General features: G+C 43.2%; 22 protein-coding genes. 6 read left to right on the plus strand and 16 right to left on the minus strand.

Features of this window, described 5'->3' with window-relative positions; translation table 11 throughout:
- Nucleotides 1-75 precede the first annotated feature (75 nt).
- Nucleotides 76-1,707 (plus strand): L-glutamate gamma-semialdehyde dehydrogenase, encoded by a 1,632-nt coding sequence (gene pruA, locus B9A22_RS14345; protein ID WP_084576497.1) that lies wholly within the window; start codon nucleotides 76-78, stop codon nucleotides 1,705-1,707.
- 182 nt (nucleotides 1,708-1,889) lie between these two features.
- On the opposite strand, the gene B9A22_RS25475 is transcribed toward pruA, so the two are convergent.
- Nucleotides 1,890-2,165 carry a hypothetical protein gene (locus tag B9A22_RS25475; RefSeq protein ID WP_084576499.1) on the minus strand — a complete coding sequence of 92 codons (276 nt, stop codon included), beginning with the start codon at nucleotides 2,163-2,165 and terminating at the stop codon, nucleotides 1,890-1,892.
- Nucleotides 2,138-2,998: an AraC family transcriptional regulator gene (locus B9A22_RS14355; protein ID WP_176215528.1), complete on the minus strand. Its 861-nt coding sequence runs from the start codon at nucleotides 2,996-2,998 to the stop codon at nucleotides 2,138-2,140. Before B9A22_RS14355 ends, B9A22_RS25475 begins: the two co-directional genes overlap by 28 nt.
- A gap of 349 nt (nucleotides 2,999-3,347) precedes the next feature.
- On the opposite strand from B9A22_RS14355, the gene B9A22_RS14360 reads away from it, so the two are divergent.
- Complete coding sequence (locus B9A22_RS14360) at nucleotides 3,348-4,736, plus strand: APC family permease (RefSeq protein ID WP_084576503.1); 1,389 nt, start codon at nucleotides 3,348-3,350, stop codon at nucleotides 4,734-4,736.
- Between the two features lie 29 nt (nucleotides 4,737-4,765).
- Nucleotides 4,766-5,524: an SDR family NAD(P)-dependent oxidoreductase gene (locus B9A22_RS14365; RefSeq protein ID WP_084576505.1), complete on the plus strand. Its 759-nt coding sequence runs from the start codon at nucleotides 4,766-4,768 to the stop codon at nucleotides 5,522-5,524.
- 52 nt (nucleotides 5,525-5,576) lie between these two features.
- Here B9A22_RS14365 and B9A22_RS14370 read toward each other — a convergent pair whose 3' ends face one another.
- Both B9A22_RS14370 and B9A22_RS14375 read right to left on the minus strand, forming a co-directional pair.
- Nucleotides 5,577-6,302 (minus strand): LytR/AlgR family response regulator transcription factor, encoded by a 726-nt coding sequence (locus tag B9A22_RS14370; RefSeq protein WP_084576507.1) that lies wholly within the window; start codon nucleotides 6,300-6,302, stop codon nucleotides 5,577-5,579.
- Between the two features lie 4 nt (nucleotides 6,303-6,306).
- Entirely contained in the window at nucleotides 6,307-7,650 is a 1,344-nt protein-coding gene (locus B9A22_RS14375) for a GHKL domain-containing protein (protein WP_084576509.1), read from the minus strand.
- Between the two features lie 584 nt (nucleotides 7,651-8,234).
- On the opposite strand from B9A22_RS14375, the gene B9A22_RS14380 reads away from it, so the two are divergent.
- Nucleotides 8,235-9,431: an ornithine--oxo-acid transaminase gene (locus B9A22_RS14380; protein WP_084576511.1), complete on the plus strand. Its 1,197-nt coding sequence runs from the start codon at nucleotides 8,235-8,237 to the stop codon at nucleotides 9,429-9,431.
- 150 nt (nucleotides 9,432-9,581) lie between these two features.
- On the opposite strand, the gene B9A22_RS14385 is transcribed toward B9A22_RS14380, so the two are convergent.
- The 8 genes from B9A22_RS14385 to B9A22_RS14420 all read right to left on the minus strand — a co-directional run bounded on the left by B9A22_RS14385 (nucleotide 9,582) and on the right by B9A22_RS14420 (nucleotide 20,239).
- Nucleotides 9,582-10,361, minus strand: coding sequence for a serine hydrolase (locus B9A22_RS14385; protein ID WP_084576512.1), 780 nt, complete (start codon nucleotides 10,359-10,361; stop codon nucleotides 9,582-9,584).
- Between the two features lie 93 nt (nucleotides 10,362-10,454).
- Nucleotides 10,455-13,160: a cation-translocating P-type ATPase gene (locus tag B9A22_RS14390; protein ID WP_084576514.1), complete on the minus strand. Its 2,706-nt coding sequence runs from the start codon at nucleotides 13,158-13,160 to the stop codon at nucleotides 10,455-10,457.
- Nucleotides 13,161-13,302: 142 nt separating this feature from the next.
- Nucleotides 13,303-13,773: a universal stress protein gene (locus tag B9A22_RS14395; RefSeq protein WP_084576516.1), complete on the minus strand. Its 471-nt coding sequence runs from the start codon at nucleotides 13,771-13,773 to the stop codon at nucleotides 13,303-13,305.
- A 111-nt stretch (nucleotides 13,774-13,884) separates the two neighbouring features.
- Entirely contained in the window at nucleotides 13,885-14,223 is a 339-nt protein-coding gene (locus B9A22_RS14400) for a DUF3870 domain-containing protein (protein ID WP_084576518.1), read from the minus strand.
- Between the two features lie 239 nt (nucleotides 14,224-14,462).
- Entirely contained in the window at nucleotides 14,463-16,013 is a 1,551-nt protein-coding gene (locus tag B9A22_RS14405; protein ID WP_084576519.1) for an HAL/PAL/TAL family ammonia-lyase, read from the minus strand.
- A 62-nt stretch (nucleotides 16,014-16,075) separates the two neighbouring features.
- Entirely contained in the window at nucleotides 16,076-17,617 is a 1,542-nt protein-coding gene (locus B9A22_RS14410; protein ID WP_084576521.1) for a BCCT family transporter, read from the minus strand.
- Between the two features lie 400 nt (nucleotides 17,618-18,017).
- Complete coding sequence (locus tag B9A22_RS14415; protein ID WP_084576523.1) at nucleotides 18,018-19,670, minus strand: sigma-54 interaction domain-containing protein; 1,653 nt, start codon at nucleotides 19,668-19,670, stop codon at nucleotides 18,018-18,020.
- Between the two features lie 14 nt (nucleotides 19,671-19,684).
- Complete coding sequence (locus tag B9A22_RS14420) at nucleotides 19,685-20,239, minus strand: helix-turn-helix domain-containing protein (protein WP_084576524.1); 555 nt, start codon at nucleotides 20,237-20,239, stop codon at nucleotides 19,685-19,687.
- Between the two features lie 164 nt (nucleotides 20,240-20,403).
- On the opposite strand from B9A22_RS14420, the gene B9A22_RS14425 reads away from it, so the two are divergent.
- Entirely contained in the window at nucleotides 20,404-21,108 is a 705-nt protein-coding gene (locus B9A22_RS14425) for an AzlC family ABC transporter permease (protein ID WP_084576526.1), read from the plus strand.
- On the plus strand, nucleotides 21,105-21,410 hold the full coding sequence (locus tag B9A22_RS14430; RefSeq protein ID WP_084576528.1) for an AzlD domain-containing protein: 306 nt from the start codon (nucleotides 21,105-21,107) through the stop codon (nucleotides 21,408-21,410). The genes B9A22_RS14425 and B9A22_RS14430 overlap by 4 nt, the downstream gene beginning before the upstream one ends.
- A 77-nt stretch (nucleotides 21,411-21,487) precedes the next feature.
- On the opposite strand, the gene B9A22_RS14435 is transcribed toward B9A22_RS14430, so the two are convergent.
- The 4 genes from B9A22_RS14435 to B9A22_RS14450 form a co-directional block, all read right to left on the minus strand.
- A complete protein-coding gene (locus tag B9A22_RS14435) occupies nucleotides 21,488-22,375 on the minus strand; it encodes a PhzF family phenazine biosynthesis protein (RefSeq protein WP_176215529.1) in 888 nt (295 codons plus the stop codon).
- Nucleotides 22,376-22,429: 54 nt separating this feature from the next.
- A complete protein-coding gene (dapF, locus tag B9A22_RS14440; protein ID WP_084576532.1) occupies nucleotides 22,430-23,287 on the minus strand; it encodes a diaminopimelate epimerase in 858 nt (285 codons plus the stop codon).
- A 147-nt stretch (nucleotides 23,288-23,434) separates the two neighbouring features.
- Complete coding sequence (locus B9A22_RS14445; RefSeq protein WP_084576533.1) at nucleotides 23,435-23,659, minus strand: YgjV family protein; 225 nt, start codon at nucleotides 23,657-23,659, stop codon at nucleotides 23,435-23,437.
- Between the two features lie 308 nt (nucleotides 23,660-23,967).
- The gene (locus B9A22_RS14450) at nucleotides 23,968-26,001 is read right to left on the minus strand and encodes a methyl-accepting chemotaxis protein (protein ID WP_084576535.1); all 2,034 of its coding nucleotides are present in this window, start codon (nucleotides 25,999-26,001) and stop codon (nucleotides 23,968-23,970) included.
- Nucleotides 26,002-26,127 lie beyond the last annotated feature (126 nt).

The following is a 26,127-nucleotide window of genomic DNA, read 5'->3' on the forward strand; positions in this document are numbered from 1 at the left end:
TAACATTAAATAAACCACCATGACATTACTGTATATGTTGGTGGCAAAAAATAAATGCAAGGAGGAATTTTAGTAATGAACAATGCCTATTTCCAAGTCAAACCTCCGGTAAATGAACCTATAAAAGGTTATATGCCGGGATCACCTGAATGCGTTGCTTTAAAGGCAGAACTTGAAAGACAATTAGCTAACCCAGTTGAAGTACCGCTTATTATTGATGGAAAAGAAATTCGTACAGAAACCAAAGCAAAAATGATTTGTCCCCATGATCATCAGCAAGTACTTGGCGAATATTATATAGCTGGTGAAAAAGAGCTTCTTATGGCAATTAATGCAGCAGAAGCAGCAAGAGAACAATGGGAAAACATGCCCTGGGAGCATAGAGCTACTATTTTCTTAAAAGCAGCAGATTTACTAACAGGAAAATATAGAGCAAAATTATCGGCTGCTTGTATGCTTGGACAAAGCAAGAATCCTTACCAATCAGAAATTGATGTTATCTGTGAAATGGCAGATTTCCTTCGTTTTAATGGTCACTTCATCCAAGAGATATACAAGCAACAACCCCTCAGCACGGATGGGGTTTGGAACCGGGTAGAATATCGTGCACTTGATGGGTTTGTTGCAGCAATCACACCTTTCAATTTTACATCAATCGGGGGCAACCTTCCTACAGCTCCAGCTATGTGCGGTAACACTGTCTTATGGAAACCATCATCAACAGCTGTACTTTCAAACTACTACTTCATGCAAATCCTTATAGAAGCTGGTTTACCTGCAGGTGTTATCAACTTTGTACCTTGCAGGGGTGTTGACTTCGGTAAGGTTGTAGTTCCGCATCCGAAGATGGCAGGCTTCCATTTCACAGGCTCAACAGGCGTATTCAATGATATTTGGAATCAAGTTGGTCAAAACATTAATAATTATGTTACCTATCCTCGTCTTGTTGGTGAGACAGGTGGTAAAGACTTTATCTTTGCTCATGAATCAGCAGATGTTGAAGCACTTACATGTGCAATCGTTCTTGGTGCTTTCGAATATCAAGGACAGAAATGCTCTGCAGCATCCCGTGCTTACATCCCGGAAAGTCTATGGGGCAAGGTAAAAGGACGTCTTGAAGAAGAAATTGGGAAGATTAAGATGGGTGATGTCCGTGACTTTACAAACCTCATGAACGCTGTTATTGATCAGAAATCCTTCAAGAACATCAAAAACTATCTTGATTATGCACGGGAATCTAAAGATGCTGAAATCATCATCGGTGGTGGATGCGATGACAGTGTAGGATACTTTGTAGAGCCCACAGTAATCTTAGCAAAGACACCTACATTCAAGACAATGGTCGAAGAAATCTTTGGACCGGTTATGACCATTTATGTATATCCGAATGACAAATTAGAAGAAACATTAAAAGCATGCGATACAGCAACCAGCTATGCATTGACAGGTGCTGTATTTGCACAAGACAGAACAGCAATTATCAAACTAGCAAAAGCATTAGATCATGCAGCAGGCAACTTCTATATCAACGACAAACCTACAGGTGCAGTTGTCGGACAACAACCATTCGGTGGCAGCCGTGGATCAGGAACAAATGATAAAGCTGGCAGCGCAATCAACTTATATCGCTGGATGAATCAACGTGCTATTAAAGAGACATTGGTTCCTCGTACAGTAGTTAATTATCCTTACATGGTAGAGAAATAACCTCCACTTTCACGCAATCAACCTGACATCTCAAGCTGTCAAGTTGAAGAACTACCCACAATCATAGCAAAAAGGGCGTGTTGCAAAACGTTTATTGAAAAAACGTAAAGCAACGCGCCCTTATTGAGTAAAAGAGAAGAAAAAAGCAGTTGAGAGAAAGAAAAAATGAAGTCGCAGGCGGTTTATGGACAATTTTCTGTAATCCATCCTTCCATTACCGCGTTGAGTAACCGTACCGAATCCTCTGCCGGGATCATTTTGCCGATGTCCATAGGTATAACCAGTTGATATACATTCCCGTTTATTGTATAATCTGGTTGCAATTTCTTGCTTTTCACATACTTGATTTTCAACAGAAAACGGCAACTGGCAGTAGCCGGAAGCCGTTTTTCGTTGTATTTGGGGGCTGTCTTGCGCGACAGCCTCTTTATTATTCTTTCTTCAAAATCGGAATCCAAACCTCACAGCGGTACTCGTCCGAGCCGGAATCTCCTGGTGGATATACTTCTAACTCTGCCGTTCCTGCATGTTCATAGCCAGTAGCAGGAAACCATTCCTGATAAATACGATTCCAGGTTTGCTGGATAGCCGCCGGTATAGCTCCTACGCAAGTAAAAACGGCCCAATTAGAAGCTGGTATTTCTTTAGTTACAAACTCAGCATCAAACTGATGGCTTCCCCCTTCCACAGCAATCATATAGGTAAACTCTTCCTGTTCATGATTCATATCGAGGCATATCCCAAACAAATTTTCTTTTCCCGACTGGCAAAGCTTTGGGCAGCTTCCATCCTGGTAACATTCGTTCCAAAATTTAGGGATTCGTTTAAAATTCTCCCCATCTTTAGTTGTTACTTTTAAGGTTTTTCCGACAACCTGAAACCCTTCTTTTGATACGATTCTGTAATCCATATCCTGATCCCCCTTTATTGATAAATGAAAAGAGAGCTTCGGGTAGGCTTTCAGCGGCACCCCTGGCTTACGAACAGCTGAGGGACTCACTCCGTGAACCCTGCGGAAGGCTTTTGAAAAAGATTCCGGAGTATCATAGGAATATTTGAGAGCAACATCAATCACCTTAGCTTTAGTACAAACCAACTCCTGAGCTGCTAATGTCAACTTTCGTTTACGGACATATTCAGCCAGCGTCACCCCTGTCAGCATATGAAACATTCGTTGAAAATGAAAAATCGAAGAGCAGGCAACTTGGGCAGTCCTCCCAACATCTAGAGGCTCCTCCATGTGACTTTCCATATATTCAATTGCATTCAGCATACGCTTTAACCACTCCACAGCGCGCCTCCCTCTCTTTAGAGCAATCATACTACACGCCAGATGATAAAAGCCTGTCAAATTCTGCTTTTATAAGATAGGCTTGCGCTGGTACACTTCTTAATAATGGACAATTTATCCTGCTTTTATATTCAACAGCCTGCTCCTAATTTCCTATCAAGCAAATCTGTAAGCTGCTGCACCGAATAATCGGCTTAATCAACATAACAGTTTTACAAGCAAACAGCATTTAAAATCTTTTGCAAACGAATTTTTGTCCTGACCAAATGGATTTGGACAAGACCAATCCTTTGACCATTTCAACCTCTGCTGGATTATAATTAACTAAAATACAGAGAGGAGATATTTTATGAAACCTGTTCAGAGTAATGACAACAATACCATTCTAAGTCAATTCGGCTATCAGCAAGAATTGAAAAGAACACTGAGCTTAAAAGATCTTACTATTTATGGGATTATTTTTATGGCCCCCTTAGCGCCCATGCAAGTATATGGCATGGTGGCACAAGAAAGTATCGGAATGTCTTGTTTGGTATACCTCATTGGTGTTATTGCCATGTTATTTACTGCGTATAGCTATAGCCATATGTCTAAGGAGTTCCCAATCTCAGGATCTGTTTATTCCTATATACAGAGGGCTCTGAATCCCCATCTAGGCTTTATCGCTGGATGGATTATATTAGCTGATTATATCCTGGCGCCGGCCTTGCTGTATTTGATGACCAGTGTATGGATGACTGGAATATTTCCCAATATCCCCTCAGTCGTTTGGGCATTTGTATTTATCGCAATTAATACGCTGATTAATATCCGTGGAATAACCTTAACGGCAAAAACTAATTTAGTCATGCTTTATATGCAATTAGCCACATTACTTGTACTGTTAATTATCGGGATTAAATATGTCTTTATCGACGGCAATGGCGCAGGCGGATTTACATTAGACCCGTTCTTCCGAGCCGATAACTTTAGTCCAGATCTCCTAGCAAAAGCGGCTTCCATTGCGGTTTTAGGCTTTTTGGGTTTTGATGGAATCAGCACCTTGTCGGAAGAAGCCAAAGATCCAACCAAAACAATTGGCAAAGCAACCATCTTATCAATTATTATTATCGGCATCCTGTTTATGTTTCAGGCTTACATAGCCCATTTAATTCATCCCGACTATCAAACGTTAAATCCGGAGATGGGATTTTTCGATCTGGCAAAAGAAGCAGGGGGAAGCGCTTTTTATGTACTGCTTATTATCATTAATGTGGTTGCAATCGGGATAGCCGTTAATTTAAACCTGCAAGCTGCCACATCCCGTATTTTATATTCCATGAGCCGTGACAACCTGTTACCTTTCTCCAGCCTGTTCAAGGAGATTCATCCCCAATACCAAACGCCGGTACGAGCTACCTTTTTATCTGCCGGCATTAGCGCAATCACAGTCTTAACACTGTCCATTGAAACGGTTTTAAGGTTTGTTAATTTTGGTGCAGTCACTTCCTTTATGCTCTTAAACCTTAGTGTATTCTTATACTTCTATGTAATAAAGAAAAAGCGCAGCGGCAAAGCACTGCTCTCTTATCTAATCATGCCGCTAATCGGTTTTCTGATTGTAGGTTATGTCTGGACCGGCTTTGATGAGACTACGTTCACGGCAGGGGCAGCATGGGTGGTCATCGGCATCATCATCGGTGCAGTAAAATCAAAGAGGTATAAAGAAGTCCCACCGTCATTAAAAGCTCTTGGTTAAATAATTTATTAAAGGGGTTAAGGATTACTATGCGATTGGAAGGAAAAACAGCGATTGTCACCGGAGCAGCTCAAGGTATTGGCGCAAGTACTGCCAAAAGATTTGCCCGTGAAGGGGCCAAAGTTGTAGTTGCTGATATCATGGATTCCGGAATAGATACCGTTTCAGAGATTTGTAGCCTTGGCGGTGATGCCCATTTTTTCCGGCTAGATGTTTCCCATTCTGAACAAGTCCAAGATTTAATTAATTACACGATCGAAAAGTATGGTTCCCTCCATGTATTATGCAATAATGCCGCAGTAAATCTGCCAGGCACCGTAGAAGGTCTTACGGAAGAGATGTGGGACCGGACAATGAATGTCAATTTGAAATCAATGTACTTAACCTGTAAATATGGTATCCCTGAGATGAGAAAGGCAGGCGGCGGTTCTATTGTTAACGTAGGTTCTGCCAATAGTTTTGTTGCTGAAAAATTCTTGTCAGCCTATGTGGCTTCTAAAGGCGGCATTCTCATGCTCACTAAGGCAATTGCTTTAGATTATGCCAAAGAAAACATTCGAGCCAACTGCATCTGTCCTGGTTGGCTCAGCACCGGGTTTAACGATGCGCATGCCGCACTGTTGGGTGGTCTTGACCATGTGCTCAGTGGTTTGGCTGATTTCCAACCAATTGGCCGCGCTATTGAACCCGAAGAGATTGCCAGTATAGCTTTGTTCTTGGCCTCTGATGAGTCATCGGCGATGACCGGCAGTGCTGTGGTTGCTGACGGTGGATTTTCGGCCCAATAGTAAGATGAATAGACAAAGCTGATGTTGCCCCGCTGGGGTACATCAGCTTTGCCTATCTCTTTATTACATCATGCCAGTAGTTCACAATTTCCTGAACTATGTCTTCGGCAATTAGTGCAGTTCGCTTCTCATTAGCAAAATGAATTACATTGCCCTCAATGGAGTGAACTTGCTTCATATTGACCAAAAAAGACCGGTGAGTCAAATAAAAATAATGGCTTTCTAAGTATTTACAGTATACCCTTAAAGGAATTTTAGTTTCCAGTACAGCCGTTCTGGTATGAACGTAAATTGTGCGGTTGAGAGATTCGATGAACAGCACTTCTGAAGGGACTAATTGTTCAATATCCTGGCTAAATACAGGTATATACAAACCGCCATGCTGGACAAAGTTCTGATAATCGATGTGTTTACTTAATCTCTCCACTGCTTGTTTAAAGCGAAAGGGAGTAAATGGTTTTTCAACAATGTCGATGACTCCTAGATCGTAGGTATAGCTGGCTTCAGGAATCACGCCTGTGACTAAAACAGCAGGAAGTTCCTTGCCGCGCAGACGTAGAGCAGCATAGCTTTCCAGCCCCCCTCGCCCTTTTCCTAGGTTAAGATCAAGCAGTAAGGCGTTAATATTAGGAATTGTTGTGGCTTTATGAATTAATTCATCCCCATTTTTGACCATATCAACCACATGAACAAAATCAAAGGGCTTTAAATTCATTAACAGCAATTCTTGTTGAAAAGGTTCGTCTTCAGCAATCAATAAATTAATTTGAGGCTGCATCCTATTACCCTCCTGTTATTATCGGTATGATGATGGAGATTTTGTTGATCTGATTCTGGGAAGTAAAAGAAATTTCACCATGAACCTGTTTGATAATTCCTTTGACAATATATAAACCCAATCCTCTTGTTTTATCACCACTTGGCTGCTTGGTAGTATAACCCTGATTAAATAGCAGCGACCTTGCAGTTTCAGAAATAGTGGGACCAGAATTTTCTACTTCAAAATAATAACTCGTTCGAAAATTCTTGCCGGTAATTTTGATGTATCTTTCTTCTACAGGTAATTGGATCGTTGCCTCTATGGCATTATCCAGCAAATTTGAAAAGATCTTAATTAAATCTGTAGATTTTACCTGATCGAACAGGTCCTGAGCAAGCTCAAACTGCATCTCTATCTGTTTATTTTGAGCAACTACAAACTTTGACTGAAATAGCACCAGCAGGGCCGGGTTGTTTACTTTTAAAGACAAATCGACTAACTTTACTTCAGTAAACAAGGACTTCATATATTCCAGGGCTTTATCATAGTACCGGAACTCAATTAATCCGTATAATACCTGAATATGATTGACAAAATCGTGCCGTAGTGATTTGACAGAAGTCAGGAAAGAAAGAAATTCTTCCTGGTAGGTTTGTTCTGTATCTCCTATCGCTTTTTTCATTTCAAGCTGATACCACTTCTGAATTATGAAAAAGGTAACCAACAGAATAAATGTAAAAATAACGTTGAAAAGAAAAGTAGAGTAGCTGTTGGTAACAACTTCTCTACTTATTTGTTTTACCAGTTCAGCACTCATGTCGATCCCTAAGTAACCCATAATTTGTCCATTATGGTCCTTAATCGGAGCCCCCACCGACAAATAATCTCCCATCTCAGGGTCATGTAGAATATCGGTATAATAGGTTCCACCTTGCAAGGCAAGTTTAATTTGGTCCTCAGGCAAGGTACAAAAACCTTCTATCGGGAATTGAATTGGGGAATTGGGGGTCGTACCATAAACCATTACCTTGCTAACCTGGGGATTGTCTACCAATAGGGTATAAACATACATGGCGCTTGTCTTCTTTTTTGCCTCATATAGATATGAACTGATTTTCCAATAGTCTTCGTTTACCTTTTTTCCTGTTAGAACGCGTTTATAGGTTTCTGTATCCAGGTCTTCTGCTATTGATTTGGCCATTTCGATACCTTGATTCGCGATGGCCACTTTTACTGAATTAATTGTCGAGTTATATGTAACAAGCAGATTCATTGAGGTTAATAGCAGTAAAATCAGAGTAGCTACAAGAATAATCGTCTTTACTTTTTTATTCTTCAGATAAGGAAGAGTTAATAGGTTCTTCATAACTTTACCCCTCCAAGGTGTTTCCTACCCCTTATTATCTATAAAGCAGATTCATTGTCTGTAAGACGCTAGTTCTAATAAAGAAAACACGGCTTGCGCCGAGCCTTTGGCGACAGCAGAAGCCGATGTTGCCCTTATCCAGGAAAAAGTTATACTTTCTATCAGGACAAAAAAGCCCTCGAAAAAGAATGAAATCTTCTTCAGAGAGCCTCATTACTCAGAGAGTTAATTTATGTAAATATAACAAATATAATGTTTTTTGTCAAACAATCATCCATACAAACAGCCAATGCCGTCCACTTGTATTTCAACCATGCCACTCACAGTAGTCAGCCTGCTGACATACTAGGCGGGAGCTGCCCTGGCAGGTCGAGGTGCTAACCTATGATGAATTATATATGGCGGTAAAAAAGGAATTTGGCGACAGACTGGATAATCTGATATCTGATAGGACCGTATGGAAAAGATGCTCATAAGCTATCAGAGCGTCTTAGCTGTAAATATTCGTTTGGCGCCATGCCATTTATTTTAGAAAAAACAATTGAAGAGTTACTCAAATAATTAATGAAATGAGGAGAGGCACAATGGTTTTATCTGATGAGATTATAAAAAAGACTGAGCTGCTGGGAGCGCATAATTATCATCCGCTTCCTATCGTAATTACCAAAGCTGAGGGGGTGTGGGTAGAAGACCCTGAAGGAACCCGCTATATGGATATGCTAAGCTCTTACTCCGCCTTAAACCAGGGACACAGACACCCCAAGATTATTCAGGCGTTAAAAGATCAAGCCGATAAGGTAACATTAACGTCAAGAGCTTTTTATAATGATCAGTTATGTCGATTTTTCGAGAAACTGGCAAAACTCACAGGAAAAAATATGTTCTTACCAATGAACACAGGCGCCGAAGCGGTGGAAACAGCCATAAAAGCTGTGCGGCGCTGGGCGTATCGCTGCAAAGGAGTTCCCGAAAATCAAGCAGAAATCATTGTCTGTACAGGAAATTTCCATGGGCGGACAGTAACTATTACTTCATTTTCCTCAGACCCGGAGTATCAATCAGGTTTTGGCCCGTTTACTCCTGGTTTTACGCTAATACCCTACGGTGATCTAGACGCGCTAAAAAATTCCATTACAGCCAATACAGCCGCTTTTTTGGTAGAGCCTATTCAAGGTGAGGCCGGCATCATTATTCCCCAAGATGGCTTTCTCCGCAACGCTTATGAATTATGCAAAAGAAACAATGTGCTATTTGTCGCTGATGAAATTCAGACAGGGTTTGGCCGGACAGGAAAATTATTTGCGTGCGACTGGGAAGATGTTACTCCAGATATGTACATCTTAGGAAAAGCTCTGGGCGGTGGTATTCTCCCCATTTCAGCCGTGGCGGCGGACAGCAATATTCTGGGCTTATTTAATCCTGGTTCACACGGATCTACCTTCGGCGGTAATCCATTAGCGTGTGCTGTGGCAGTAGCCGCACTGGAGGTAATGGAAGATGAGAATCTTATCGAGAATTCCTGGAAAATGGGCAAGTATTTTGTTGATAAACTCCGTCAGCTCAATAGCCCGGTTATTAGGGAAGCGCGAGGCAAAGGATTGTTTATCGGTCTTGAACTAACTGTTCCGGCGCGATCGTATTGTGAAAAACTTAAAGAAAATGGGCTGCTTTGCAAAGAAACGCATAAAAATATTATCCGGTTTGCTCCGGCGCTCACCATTACCCAAGAAGAAATAGATTGGGCATATGAGCGGATACGGCACTGCTTTTCGGGAAACTAGCAATCTATAGATTCACCAGGGGCTGTGTTGAAATTTCAACACAGCCCCTTAAAAATAGCCTCACTACCAAAATTTAACTATTTGTTTTCACAATCTAGCGCCGATAAACATTTCTGTCCCATAAAGAAAGAATCTCTCGCAGAATGCAGATCATTTTCTTCTCAGGGCATTATAAAGCTTAGCTGAAGTGTCTGCAATAAAGTTACTGGCATATTCAGCCGGCCTGTCAGTAATCGTATAAAAACTAATAAGAATTTGGTCTTTGCCATCATCTACAATTCCTGTATCGCACAGAATATTATCAAGCTGACCTACCTTGTGCATAACCTTTACTTGCATGTGGCGAGGTATCTCATCCCGAAAAATGGTATTAGCAAGCTGATCTTTCATGATTTGTGACTTTTCTTTGCCTAAATACTTTCCTGTGTTAATGGCCCCAAAAACTTTGGCCATTTCATAGGGAGTGGTCACACTTTGGTAATTGTACTTCTTCTTGGCTTCCTGGCTATGTATCTGGGTTTTTCTAAGCCCTAGATCCCTTGTTACTTTGCTTAGAGCTGCCGGATCATTGGCAGCAATTTCATCCAGCAATTCATAGAAAGATGGATTGTCACTCACTGTCATCATGTACTGTATATCGGTATCATAAAGATAACGTTTTTCGGTTGGAGCCTGTGGGTACAAGTATTTGTAGGTAGCCAGCGCCACGACAAGTTTACTAGTCGATGCTGTTGGAAAAACAGCATTCTCATTGTAATCAATAGCCCGGCCAGTTACTAAATTCTTGGCATAAATTCCAACTTTACCGTCGAAACCTTTAACATCACTTTTTATTTCCCGCTCCCAGTTTCGGTTAGGCGCCGGAGCAGCCAGCGTGCTTGAGACTGTTACCACCAGTATAATTAGGCAAAACATTATTTTCCTTAGCACTATTTTATAACCTCCGTGTCTTAGATCATACTGGTTTACAATAACATACAAGCTATAAAAATTCTATGGGTAATAAGTACTATATACCCCGTATCATTTAAAACATCTTCTGACGAATTTGGTCAACTCAGCAGTGATGAAGGGGATAGGAGCCAGTGCACCAATTACAAGCCAATCATTAAGTACAGGCTGAACTGTTCTGAAAATTTCTTGTAAGGGGCTATAAACTGAAAGTACTAATAGAAAGAAGGAAAGGCCGACTCCCATATTCAGGTACCTATTACTGAAAAAGCCTAATTGGAATGCAGAATAATGTTCCGACCTGGCGGCGTAGGCGCAAATGATCTGGGTTGCCATCAACATGATAAATGCAAAAGTACGGGCACTATCCAGATTACCGTTGTTAGCAGTCAGGCCGTATTGGAACGCGCAGAGTACGGTAATACTCATTACCAGACTCTGGATACCAGTCAGCACCTGCATATTCCCAGCGAGCAGGGGTTCGGACGGATCACGGGGCTTAAGACGCATAACATTGGGCTCTTTCTTCTCCATACCAAGGGCCAGAGCCGGAAAGCCATCTGTCACCAGGTTTACCCACAGCAGTTGGGTAGGCAATAAGGGTATCGGCCATCCCAGCAGCATAGCGATGAAAATGGTCAGTACCTCTGAGGCATTACAGGAGAGGAGAAAATAGACAAATTTCCGGATGTTGGCGTAGATTACCCGTCCTTCTTCCACAGCCGACACAATTGTGGCGAAATTGTCATCCGTAATGACCATATCAGCGGTGGCTTTCGCCACATCTGTCCCGGTAATGCCCATGGCCACACCAATGTCTGCCTTTTTCAGCGCGGGCGCGTCATTGACACCGTCGCCAGTCATGGCAGTGATATAACCATTGTTTTGTAACGCGCTTATGATAGCCAGCTTATGCTCTGGAGACACGCGGGCAAAGACACTGGACGTGCGTACTTGTTGCTGTAATTGCTCCAGAGGCATGGTATCTAGCGCCTGTCCGGTAATAACCGGCTGATCTTTAGTGGCAATGCCAAGATCTTTGGCGATAGCAAGGGCGGTGGTCGGATGATCGCCAGTAATCATTATCGTCCGTATTCCCGCTTGCAGACAAACCTGTACAGCTGCTTTGGCTTCACTGCGGGGCGGGTCAATCATACCGACAAGACCGATCATCACCAAGTCTTTCTCCACCTCGCCGGGACTAGAAATGTCAGGCACCTGCTCAAAATCCCGGTAAGCGACAGCCAAAACCCGCAACGCTTGTGACGCCATTTCCTGATTGGCTGCACGTACTGCCTGTTTATCTATCTCGGTCAAAGAGCGGACTGTTCCCTTCTCAATAATGTGGGTACACCGGCTCAACAAGATGTCCGGGGCCCCCTTAGAAAAAGCCCGAATTTTTTCAGCTGTATAGTGGAAGGTAGTCATCATCTTGCGACCTGAATCAAAAGGAATCTCCTGCAAACGCGGAGCCAGAGACGTCACAGCTTCCTTGATATACCCCCCTTTGGCGGCAGCGACCACAAGCGCCCCCTCGGTCGGATCACCTACAATAGACCAAATCTGATCATCCAGAGACTTCAATTCTGCATCATTACATAAAAGAGACGCTCGCAGCAGCAGGTCCAGTTCCTGCTTAGTATCTATTTTGACCGGCTTTTCACCGGCAATAAATTCGCCTTCCGGATTATATCCATGGCCACTGACAGTAAACAGGTCAGAAGCAGTGAAGACTTTGACAACCGTCATCTGATTTTGAGTCAAGGTTCCAGTCTTATCAGTGCAGATGACAGATACGCTGCCTAAGGTTTCGACCGCGTGCAGTTTCTTCATAATAGAGTTCTTCCGGGCCATACGCTGCATGCCAAAAGCCAATACGATGGCTACAACCGCAGGAAGGCCTTCCGGAATAGCGGCAACTGCCAGACTAATAGAGATCATGAGCATATGTTGAATCTCTGACAATGATAATATGCCGTCACTATACCCGCCGTAAATTCCCATGGCGAACACTACAGCGCAGACACCTATACAAAGCAGACCCAATGTTTTGCCAAATTCTTCAAGCTTTATTTGCAGGGGAGTGGGCTCTTGCTCAACAGACTGAAGCATACCGGCAATTTTTCCAATTTCAGTTTGCATGGCTGTAGCCACGACAATTCCCTTACCCCGGCCATAAGTGACGATGGTGCCCATGAATGCCATGTTATTCTGTTCGGCCAAGGGAGTAATCTGGCTAAGTTCCTGGGAGTTTTTATCCACTGGTACTGATTCACCTGTTAGTGAGGCTTCCTCAATTTTTAGATTGAATGATTCTAGAATACGTACATCGGCAGGAACATAATCTCCCGCCTCCAATACCACCATATCACCTTGAACCAACTCTCTGGAGGGAACAACAACAAGATTCCCATCGCGAATCAGTTTAGAAGTAGCCGCACTCATTCTTTTGAGCGCAGCCAATGCTTTTTCTGCCTTCGATTCTTGAAAAACACCAAGCGCGGCGTTAAGGATTACAATAGCGATGATAACCAGAGCATCGGCCGATTCCCCGACAAGAAGAGAGATTACACTGGCAGCCAGGAGAATTAGTACTAGGAAGTTCTTAAATTGGTTGAGCAGCTTTTGCCAGAAACCTTCCGGTTTTTTTTCCTGTAACTCATTATAACCATATTGGACTAGCCGCCTGGAGGCCTCTGCTGAAGATAAGCCTTTTGATGATTCGGATTCAAATTCAGAAACTGTTTCCTCTACACTCATCTGGTACCACGATTTCATGTCTACACCTCCGTTAGAACTGCATAATTCAGCACATTTCGCCTATAAGTAATGACAGATAAGCAAAAGAAGCATATCCTGGTCAACCACCAAAGAGATGCTTCTTCTATTGATTTGCTATTTCTAATAGGAGTATTTTCGCTTATTCAGCACAAGAAAAAGGAACGATGGTAACAGGGCAAGCAGCAGCGTTAACCACGCCATAACTGACACTGCCAAGTACTCCGCCAAGCACCGGATTCATGCCGCGAGATCCCATTACGATCATACGCACACCGGTTGTTGCACATCCCGGTTGAACATTATCCCCGGCCATTGCTTCCTGGCAAATCTGTTCCTTAGCATCACCAATTCTTAATTTTAGTTCATATTCTATCCCGGCATCTTCAAGTATCTTTTTGGCTGGGACCACAGTCTCCTCGAAAAGCTGTTCCTGATATTCGCGAATCGTGTTTTCTTTGAAAAACAGTTTCGTGTGAACGGTATGAAAACTTGGCTGAATGTTAAGTATAATAAGTTTTTCTTGCAGCAATTTTGCCAAATTGATAGCTAACTGTAACGCCTCAATGGCATTCTTTGATCCATCAAACGGAACAAGGATATCTTTCTTCATAATGATACCTCCCAGCTTTATAAGTTTTCGCTTAATAGTAATTCGCCGCGGATGATCAATTCTCCTTTATTAATAAGATATAGAAATTCGTATTCCTCAAGCGATTTATTTTTAAAGCGCTGCTTTCCTATTTCGCGCCAAAGTCGAATATTTATCGTAAATCACACGCAGAGCAGACATAATTGGTTTTTTGGCACTCCCATGGTAAACTGCATCAATACTCTTTACTAATTCCTCAATACCGTTTTGCATGCTATTCCCCGCTAAGATACGCGTCACGAACCGTTCTGAGGTTGACGTAGACAAGGTGCAGTCTGCTTCCACAATTTTTCCTGTTTCCATATCAATTAACACAACCAAAGCCATTACTTTATACACCTCACTTGATGCAGTACCTGCAGGCAGCCTGGCATAGCCGGAAAATAAAAAAATATTTTCATTTACTTTCATTTGTTAATTCCTCCTGTAAAATTGATTGTACTATTGAATAAGCTAAGGGACAGCTTGGAATAACATTCCACTCTGTCCCTGTTTCACTCTAATCAAATTCTTATTCCACACCAAACCAAACTCTTAACACTCTTAGTTCAAAAGCTAATGTAAGCTTTCGTTTGCTTTCACTCTGTCTCTATTATCACCATTCTATCTGATTCTACAAAATCCGTCAAGAACCCTGCGGCTAACCGGGCTTATAATAATGTTCCAATCTTCTCTTCAGCCAACCCAACTACCCTTTGTGAATGAATTAGGTTTTTTATAGTATTAATATGAGGATACAGATAGATATCCTCATTCATGATTGGCACAGTAAGGGCAATTTCCTCCAGAATAGCTTGGACGGCAGTCGCCGGCAATTTATCACCTTCCATGAATTGGTGAGCTTGATATACAGATAACAATTCAATCGCCAGAATAAACTCCAGTTTTTCGACAATTTGCCTGGCTTTTTTGGCAGCATTATAGCCCATCGCCACATAATCTTCCTGATTCCCACAGGTTGGTATCCCATCAATTGTTGCAGGATGTGACAAGATCTTCATGTCATTCAACAAGCCTGCCTGTGTATACTGTGGTATCATTAACCCGGAATTGAGACCAGGCTTTTTGATAAGAAACCAGGGGTATCCGGAGAGATTTCCGTCTACCAGGCGGTTATTCCTGCGCTCCGACATTTTAGCAAGTACGGTAGCGGCAATACACGCTGAGTCCATCTCAATCCCTACATAGGATGAATCCGCGTTACAGCCGGAGATAGCTTCGCCATCATCCCCTTCTGGCCAAAGAATTGGGTTATCACAGCAGGAATTCATTTCTATTTCAATGGTTTTTAACGCATCTTTCAAAGTTTTCTTGGCAGCACCATGCAGCTGCGGTATACAGCGAATCGACAATGCATCCTGCAAGCGGTAATCGCGATAATGCACCGCAATCTCCGAATCTTTCAATACATTTCTTACATTAGCTGCTGTGCTGCGCTGATCTTCGTGAGGACGGACGCTCATCAGCCGTTCATCAAACGCACGCGTAGTTCCTTTTAGTATTTCCAGGGTCATCGCGCCGATGATATCCGCGCACTTTGCAGCGTTTAACATGTCATATAGAGCAAGAGAACCGAGCGCGGTAACGCTAGTAGTTCCGGAAACCAGGACTAAACCTTCCTTGGCTGACAGTTCTGTCGGCGTAAGGCCAACCCGTCGCAGTGCTTCTCCGGCCGGCAGCAGTTCGCCTGCTACATAAGCTTGCCCTTCACCAATCAGGACTAACGCCATATGAGCTTCCGGACTAAGATAGCCTACTGAACCCTCTTTGGGGGCAAACGGTGTAAGACCAAGATTAAGAAATTGCCGGTACAACTCTACCGTTTCCATACGTGCACCGCAAAAACCCTGGCCTACATTTTGCAATATCATAAAAATCGTTGCCCGCACTTCTTCAATGGACAAAGGCTCTCCCACCGAAGTGGCATGTGACAACACGATATTTCTTTGTAATTGTGCCGTTTCCTTGGGTGATATTACCTCCGTACAGAGTGCCCCAAAACCGGTAGTAATACCGTACATCACCCGGCCCTCACCAATCCATTTTTCCACCAAGCTCCTGGATTTTTTCACCCGCTCACAATACGCATCAGAGAATTCTACCTTGGCACCATAACGGGCAACCGCCACCAATTCTTCAATGGTCACCTGGCCGCCAAGAACTACTGTTGCCCTATTATCGATATTTGTTTTTTCTACCATGACTACTGCCTCCTAGTGAAGGGGAAAAGCGCTCTGGCCTTTCCCCTCCCATAATGCTAATCCTATTCGTCAACTTTATCAATGAAAAACACTTTAATTGCAGAGAACACCTGCAGCACAAAGATAAACAATACCATAAACCCACCTGCAGCCGCCAGAAATTTAACACCGTCAACCCCCTGGGCACCGCCGGCATACGCCACCATGAAGAAAGAAATAGCTCCAATTGAGATGCCCCAGAGGCATTTTTGCCACAATGGCGGTTCTTCATCGTGTTTGGAGTCTTTCATGCAGATAGAGGCAATAGTGGTAGTCATTGCGTCAGCGGCAGTGGCAAAGGAGATAATAAGGGTGACCATGACCGCTGGTATAAGCAGAAAGCTTAGTGGTAAATTAGCCAGGAAGGTCCATAATCCGGCTACTGCACCGCTTGCTTTTATCGTAGCGATCAAGTCTACTGTCCCCTTCATCTGCCAGTCAAGTGCTGTCGAGCCCCAGATCCCAAACCAGACAAGGCCAAAAATGGAAGGTAGTATCCAGTTGATGATCATAAATTCACGGATGGTTCGGCCATAAGAAATCATTGCAAGAAAGATCCCCATAAGTGGTGCATAAGCAATCCAGATGGCCCAGTCATATAATGTCCACCACATGACCAGCGCTTCGCCACCGATATCAGCCGGGTCAAGGCCCCACTGCCAAAAATTTTGCAGCCAATACGCCATGCTGGCTACTGAGTTCCGACAAATGTACAGCGTAGGTCCAACGATCAACAGAACTGCCAAAATTACATAGAATATTTTAGAATTAAAATCAGCAAGCCACTTAATCCCTTTATCTACCCCTAATACTGACGCTATTGTGAAGGTTGCTGTCGTCACCGCTGCCAGCGCCAGCCATACCATCGGCCCCTGCTTGATCCCGTAAGATAGTTCAAAACCAGAGGCTACCAACGCAATCCCCGCACCAAGGGAAGATGCCAGGCCCAGTGCAATAGCCAGCAGGGAAAGTGTATCAATAACGTTTGGCCAGATTCCTTTTGTTACCTTTTCACCAAACAAGGGTATCAACGTAGCCGTTACTGACAACGTTTTCTTCTTATTGAAGTACATGTAAGCAACAAGTAATCCACATAAAGAATACATAGCATATGGTATAAAAGTCCAGTTGTAGAAACAACGGGCAATCGCATAAATCGCTGCCATTGGGGTTCCGGGGGCTACACCAGTCTGAGCCATTTCTCCGTATATGTTACCAAAATATATAACCGGCTCATTTGCCCCATAGGTGATTACCCCGGTAGCAATACCACCAGTCAGCGCCATGGCAAACCAGGTCATGAAAGGATACTTGGGCTTGGCGTCTGCTCCCCCTAAACGGATGCTGCCAAACTTGGAGAACGTAACAAGGCTCACAACAATCAATGCTACAATTGCAATTACCTGATATAACCAACCGAAGGTCCTCAGTGACCACAAGAAAGAATTCATCGCCACATCAGTCAGCAGCTTATTATTTACAATGCCTAATAATGCAGCTCCACCCACTACCAGAAAAGCTGGCCAAAAAACGCCATTACGTATTTTCTTTGTTTCTACCGACATTTAATATCCTCCCTTGCTGTTTTTTACGCATATTAGTCTGTCCTCAAAAAGGTTACTGAATTTCACCTCCATTTTGATTTTCTCAAGGACCTATTCTACAAAAATACTAATGCAAAACTTATGCCAACCTCAACCAACATCCTCTAAAAAATAGACAAACCAAGGAAATGTACGAAATTTAAATACTTTTGTTGCTATTCAAATAATTTAATCGAGAAATCCTTGTAAATTCAACGTGATTAGTGAGCGCTCCTCCACAGCAACCGCCGACTTATGGTTAATAAAAGCAGTGCTGTGCCAAGTTTTTTTGCACCTCTTATCTGGCTTTCTAAAAATTCCTAAGAAATCCAAACAAAAAAGACGCCAAATTATTTGGCGTCATATCCAGAATTTTTTTGCACTACTCTTCACAAAATCCACATTTCTTCATTCGATACTGCAGACTTTGCCTGCTCATCCCCAATACCTTGGCCGTCTGGGTAATATTCCCGGAGTTCTCATCCAGGGTCTGACGTATTAATGAGTATTCAAACCGTTCCACACGTTCATCAAACGACCCGGTGTCTCCTACTGCCATTAGTTTTGTGCGTTCTCCTTGATGCTTGCTACAAGTTACACGCTCTAAGGGCCTTAAATAATCTGGCAGGCAATCAAGCGTGATCGTACTCACGTCATCTGCAGCACGGTTAAAGGCATATTCGATTACATGGTGAAGTTCTCTTACGTTGCCTGGCCACTCGTATTGTTGAAAGGCATTAAGTACCTCTGCTGCAATAGTAAGTTGTTCCCGATTATATTGCGCACACAATTCCTGGAGAAAATTTCGCGCCAGGAGAATTATATCTTGATCTCGATCCTTTAACGCGGGAAGATCAATCTTGATGGTAGAGATCCGGTAATAAAAATCCATACGGATTTTTTGCTGTTGCATAAGAGCAGCAAGGTTCTCATTCGCTGCAGAAATGATCCGCACATCACATTGTATATATCTACTGCCGCCGATACGTTGAAAACGTTTTTCCTGCAATACCCTTAAAAGCTTAGCCTGTATCTCCGGACTAATGGAATTGACTTCGTCCAGAAAAATCGTCCCACCATTCGCCATCTCAAAAAGTCCAGCCTTGCTAACACTGCCGGTAAAAGCACCCTTTTCAGTGCCAAAAAACATGCTCTCAAACAGATTGCCAGGCACAGCACTGCAATTCACATCAATAAACGGCTTATATCTTCTGGCGCTAAACGAGTGTATACTCTGTGCCACAAGCTCTTTTCCGGTTCCGGTAGCTCCCACAATCAGTATTGCTGAATCTGTAAGAGAAACCTTTTTGGCAAAATGAATAATATCTTGCATACTCTCGGCTTCATGTACGATATCATCAAAGGTGTACATGGCCGATTGACCCACTGGTTCTGTATTGCCAATATATGCTTCCAGGTTGAAAGTACGGTTTTTGAGCCGCTTTAATACAGATAGATCACTTTCAAAAACAACAGCTCCATACAAATTGTTGTCAATTATCAAAGGATAGCCAGAGTTAATTGTAGTTAACGTCGTGCCGTTTTTCATCTTGAAGCGGTCACAGCGGTTTGCAACCGGCTTTTTTGTTCTTAAAATTGTCAAAACTGTGCTGTACTCTTCGTTTACATCGTAAATATCAAGCAGATGCTTTCCCATGTAATCAAGGCTGTTATACCCCTCCAGGGCCTCGCTTGCGGAATTGGCAAACAAAAAATTCCCATTACGGTCATATATTTGAACGCCTTCTGCCATATGTCCAAAGATCTGCTTATAAAAATCAAGCAATACTCCGTCACTGCTTAAATATAACACTCTTCCATCAGGCTCGGTTACACACTGATATCGAAAGAACTTATTGCTAAGCTCAACAATGCCATGATCTTTTAGGGAAGCCCCCAATACATGGTCGATTTGCTGATCTATCAAGCTGGTACAAATATTATCTTCAAACAACGCAGGATTTTCCCCAACCCGCTGCACTGCCTTTATACGAAGTTCAGCGTCGAGTTTAATGATCAAATCAAGCACAGCCATTAAACCTCCATTTTTTACAGTGAGTAATAAATAACCATACTTAATCGTGTCAGTTCAACACCGGGGTTATGATATGTATGGCACTTGTCTGCCCGGAACGTTATTGAGTCACCTTTATGGACTGTATACTCCTTTTCGTTTGTCAGCACAGTTAATTCGCCATCAACAACGGTAATAAACTCCTGTGTTTTCTCACCATGAGTATCTGTGCGCAAATGTCCGTCTGGCTCTATCTCTACTATGTACATTTCAAAACGGCGACCATCTTCATAAGGAAATACTGGATACACTCTATATTTACCATTATCCTCAATGAGAGGTTCAACTTCGGACTTGTGCACAATCATTGCGTCGTCTTGAGGTGAATTAATCAGCGATGTAAAAGAGACTTTTAACCCAATGGCAATTTTCCAGATGGTGTTGATTGTTGGACTGGATTCCCCTCGCTCAATCTGCCCCAGCATAGATTTACTAACACCTGTAATATCGGCAACTTTTTCAAGGCTTAATTTCTTTTCCTCGCGAATTCGTTTCAAATTACTGGCGATTATCAAGTTTAAATCTTTCAAAAAATTACCCCCTCTACTTGTAATCTATAATGTGTGTGTTATAATAACCAAAAGACGTTATATTATACTTTTCATGCGTCATAACATACGAATTTTGTAATGCACTTATTGTCTATTATAGCATACTAATTTTTTTACTATTTTGGTGGTGGAGGGGTTAATAAATGAAGCAAGAATCCTATAGCCTTAAAGAGGGGCTCGTCGCAGGAATACCTATCGTGATTGGTTATTTCCCGGTAGCCATGGCCTTTGGCCTGCTTGCGAAAACAGTCAATATTTCACTATTAGACAGTTGTTTGTTTTCCTTAATTGTCTTTGCCGGTGCAAGTCAGTTTATGGCTTTAGACTTGATTAAGGCCGGAATCGCCACAGGGGATATAGTGCTTGCGACATTTCTGCTTAATCTGCGGCATCTAATGATGAGTGCTTCTCTCGCGGTACGTATTAAAGATGCTAAAAGAGGTTGGCTGCCGTTTATTGCTTTTGGTATTACTGACGAAAGTTTTTCTGTTGCCTCTTTAAAAAACGGAAAACTTAGTGTCCCCTTTTTACTTGCGTTGCAAGGCATCGCTTATACTTCCTGGGCAAGCGGCACGTTCGCCGGCTATCTTCTTGGAACAGCGCTACCTATATCGGTTCAGAGCAGCCTGGGAATAGGTCTTTACGCCATGTTTACTGCAATACTGGTGCCTGAGATAAGGAAGTCTGCTAACGTTCTATGCTTAGCGGCTATTTCGGGAATTATCTATGCATTCAATGACTACTTTAATGTGCTTCCGTCTGGCTGGAGCCTTATTGTTTCGATTATATTTGCCTCATTGATCGGTCTCTTCGTGTTAAAGGACGAAACTAAGGAGTGTCCGCTATGACAAGTTATTTACCGTTGATTATTGCCATGATGATTGTTACCTATTTGCCAAGGTTACTGCCTTGGGTCGTGTTATCAGAACGTCCGCTGCATCCGTTATTACGGCGGTTTCTCCTCTATATACCCTACACTGCTCTTGGCGCATTAATCGTCCGGGGAGTACTGGAAGCACCCTCAGAAATGACGCTCGCAACACTTGCCGGAATAGCAGTATCGGCAGCTTGTTCCTGGTATAAAGGCGGAATGGTGTCGTCCGTCTCCGCCTCCATCATTGCCGTATTCTTGATTCTGTCTTACCAGTAATTATCAATCTTATGCATAAGATAGTCAAATTAAAAACACCATTTGCCAATGGTGTTTTTAATTTGTGCACTGGACGCCTACAGATAGAACTGACCTTTCATCATAACCTTCCCGGTACCTCCAATTGATACAGCCACGCCTTGCTCACCTTTCACCACATAAATATCGATAATACACGGCATATCAACAATAGTCCCCTGTTCCGCCCGCACGCTTATATCACCTTTACTATAATGTTCAGCAAGGTAGGCTCCTAAAGCTCCATTGCCCACACCGCATCCAGGATCTTCAAGCCCCTCGCGGGGGCAAATATTTCGTGTATGAAGGTTATAGCCTGGCTCATACGTCTCGAAAGTAAATGCTTGGACCTCTCTTACTCCCAATCGCCTGCACGCAGTTTTTAGTAAGCTTACTCTTCTCTCAATTTTCATTAGTGCTGCTAACGATTTTACTGGAACAATTAAGTGCCCTAGCCCCGTGTTTATTGGCTGAATTGGCAGATCCGGGTACAAGTCATCATTATTTATTCCTAATATAGCTGTAATATCCTGACGGTCATGGACAATTGGCAAGTATTCAGGCTTCGGTTGCTGCATCAACACCGTTGGCTGACTTTCATTTTTAATGAGAATTTCTTGTTTCCCGGCACCTGTTCTGATGGTAATACTACTTTTAGTATGCAAATCAATTGTGCGACACTCAACAAGAGCAAGAATAGCCGCAATTGTAGGATGCCCGGCTACGGGAAGTTCCTCGGCGGGTGTAAAGTAAAGGAGATGAAAATCGGCTTCGCCGCTTTTCTCCTGCACAACAAAGACTGTTTCTACCAAGTTAAATTGCCTGGCAATTTTTTGCATTGTAGACTTATCCAAACCATTTGCATCAGTAACGACTGCAGCCGGATTTCCTCCAAATGGTTTGCTCGCAAAGCTGTTAACAACAAAAAACTCTCTTACATCACCCACTAAAAATCCCCCTCTATCGCCAGTGACCGTATAAGCGTCCACAATATAATTTTGTTATTTTGCCTGAATCCGAGCCCATAATTCCTCAGAGAAGAACCCCTTGCCGACCTGGGTTACAGAACCTGTCATAAAAACATGTCCGCCGTTCTGGATATCTACTTTTATAAGACCGCCTGGCATATGGACATTAATCTCATTGTCAACCATTCCGAGTCTATAGGCAGCACTGGCAGCAGCACAGCTACTGCTGCCAGAAGCGAGTGTGTATCCCGCCCCGCGCTCCCAGATTTCAATCTGAATGTTATTTCGATCTAACACCTTTAAGAACTGAACATTAATGCGGTTAGGAAAACGGCTATGATTTTCAATTGTGGGTCCCAGATCCAATGCTGTTTCACGCGAGGGCTTATCATACAGCACTATGCAATGGGGGTTGCCAATTGACACGCAGGTTGTGACTAAGCGTTGACCGTGAACTACCAGTTCTTCGTTCAGTACCTCCCTTTCTGGTCCGGTCACAGGAATATTCGTACTCTGGAACGTTACTGTCCCCATATCTATCCGGATCTGACTGCCTTTGTCATCCAGCAACTCTACATAAACTTCACCGCCAACAGTTCCCAAACTAAACTCTTTTGTTGTAACATAACCTTCGTCTACAAGATACCGGGAAAATATTCTAACCCCATTACCGCTTTTCTCGGCCTCGCTTCCATCAGGATTAAGTATCCTCAAGCTAATGGATTTTCCCTGAAACAAAGGACCCACAAGAATACCATCTGAGCCAATACCAAAATTCCGGTGGCAAATCAGCCGTATGTTCTCCTCAGATAAGTCAACGCCGGCCTTATTGGGATCAATAACTATATAATCGTTACCTAACGCATGGTACTTATAAAAATGAAAATTCATTAGAGTGCCTCCTATGTATCTAATTGATCTGCCTTTAACCCATAAATCGGCAGCCTTCTTTGTAAGTTTTTTCTCCATAATACATAAGGTATCCTGCTAAAAATTCATTACATTATTGTTACAGTATTGAAACTGTTCTCTATCCCTTTACCCCGCATTTTTCCGAACTAGATAATATACATTTACACCGACAACAAACAGGTTAACTAAGACCACTGGGACTGCTTGAATTGCAACTCCATAAATGACAAAGAAAATAGCACCTACCATATTGATAAAACGTAATTTGGTAATCGATTTCATTAAAAAAGAAATCGCTACCAAACCAGAAGCCAAATAGCCCAGCCATTCTACTAAATTAATGGTTCCCATAGTTTATCCTATCCGATCTTATTATTTGATAAAGAAAACACGGCTTGCGCCGAGCCTTTGGCGAAAGCGGAAGCCGATGTTGCCTTATCCAGGCGGAAAGTTATACTTTCTTACAGGACAAAAGGACTAGGGGCACATAAACGTCCCTTGATTAGTATAGCACGAACCTGCTTCTTAATGACAATCGTCCTGCCCCATTGTCCCTTGTAGCAGAGAAAAAATTAAAACCTCCTGCGAATAACCAAGCGGTATTCACAGGAGGTTTTTAGCTTTTATCAAATTGACCCTAATGATTCAATACTATTAGACTAAACGCGAAATTTACTAACAGCTTCCTGGAGATCCTGAGCCAACATGGCAAGGCTCTGGCTGGATGAGGCGATTTCTTCCATAGATGCCGATTGTTCCTCGGTGGCCGCTGATACCGTTTGGGCTTCCGCTGCCGCATTCTTACTTAGCCCACCGATTACTTGCACTGATGATACGATTTGTTGACTACCACTTGCCATCTGTTGAATTGCAGCGGAAATCTCCTTCACTTGGTTGGATACTTCCGTTACTAGAACTGCTATTTCTCTGAATGCATTCCCGGCTGCGGTCACAACGCCTGTTCCGACTTTTACCTCACGAGTACCTTCACTCATCGCAACAACAGCTTGGTCTGTGTCTCCTTGAATTTCGGAGATTAACTTAGCTATCTGTTTTGCAGCATCTTGTGATTGTTCCGCAAGCTTACGGACTTCTTCGGCTACTACGGCAAAACCGCGTCCTTGTTCTCCGGCTCTGGCGGCCTCAATGGCGGCATTGAGCGCCAGCAGGTTTGTCTGTCCAGCAATTCCTGAGATAGTGTCTACAATCTGTCCAATTTCTTTGGATCGCTCACCTAGCTTGACAACGACCTGCGCAGAGTTGTTAACTGTCTGCTCAATCTGAGTCATTTGACTGACAGCCTTCTCTACAGACTTGCCGCCTTCTTTTGCCGTTTCAGCAGCTTGGGCCGATTTGCCTGCTACAAGATTGGTATTGACAGCTACTTGCTGGATACTTGTCGACATTTGCTCTACTATTACCGCTGTTTCATTGATAGCATTAACTTGATTTTCCGCACCGTTTGCCACTTCACTGATAGATCCCGCTACTTGATTTGCTGCCTGGGCTGATTGATCAGCGCTAGCCGTCAGCTCTTCCGAAGACGCCGCGAGCTGCTCTGATTGAAGGTGCACCTGGGCAACAAGTTTGTGTAAATTTGCCCTCATCTCCCGAAAGCCTTCTGCTAGTTGGCCAATTTCGTCTTCTGAAGAAACCTGTACCGCGCGCTCCCGCAGGTCGCCCTGAGCCAAGAGCAGGCATTCGTCCCTGAGTAGCGAAATAGGTTTGGCAAACCGTTTAGCAATTATTACAATAGATATTGCGGCGAGCACTATACATATAATAGCTATAATCAGCATCGTTCGCGCCAACGCATCAGTTGCGCGGGTGGCTTCCGCTTCAGGCGCTGCCACCGACATTACCCAGCGTTGGCCGCCTGGTAGGTCGACAGGCGTGAATACCGCAAGTTTCGCAATGCCGTCAACAAAAGTGTATACTCCCCGTGTCTGTTTACCCGATTCGGCTGCCGTCTTAAACAGGTTGACCAGATGGTCGTCGAGTTCGGTCTGCTGCAGCTTTAGTTCAGGATTAATCTTCTTTTCGAGAAAGTTCAGTTTGCCAATGAGCTCAGGGCTCTTAGAGTGGGCAATTAGCATGCCAGTATCGTCAGCGAGTTGACCATAGCCTGTCTCTAAGAATTTAAGGTCTTTTATGAGAGCAGTCAATCTTTCCAGGGAAAACGTTCCAACCAGCACCCCAGTCAACTGACCGTTATTTGTGACCGGTACCGCTAAAGCGATTGCCGTTTTCCCAGTTGACTTCGAAACCAACGGATCTGAGACAACGGCTTTCTTTGTGGCGAGGACTTTCTTGAAATATTCACGGTCACTGTATTGACCCGCTATCCCAATGCTGTTGACGGATGAACCATCAGGTGAAATGAAAACAACAGCATCAAAAGTACCAAGCCTTTTTTGGGCCTCCGCCATGGCTTGGACAATCTGAGCCTTATCAGCCCCAGTACGGATACGCTGGATACTACCCAAGTCTTCCAAATGAGATATCATCAGTTCCATGTCGCCCTGCACTCGGTTACCAAAGTCGGTTCCCACTGCCATAGCCGTTTGGTCGACGCTTGTTGCCAAGGCTTGCTGGGAGAGATAATAGCTTGCCCCAGACAGCACGCCTAAAATCAACAAAATAAGGGGTAACAAGATGATTAGCAACCGAGTTTGAATGTTTTTGACTTTCATTTTAGTAGACTCCTTTTTAATCAATATAGAAATACTTTTGACAATCGAGATTGTCGGCACAGCCATTATAACTTTACATAAATAGAGAGGCTAGCAAAGATAGGAGCCTGATTGGCTGTACTCAAA

The sequence above is a fragment of the Sporomusa malonica genome, from assembly GCF_900176355.1.
GTDB classification, from domain to species: Bacteria; Bacillota; Negativicutes; order Sporomusales; family Sporomusaceae; genus Sporomusa; species Sporomusa malonica.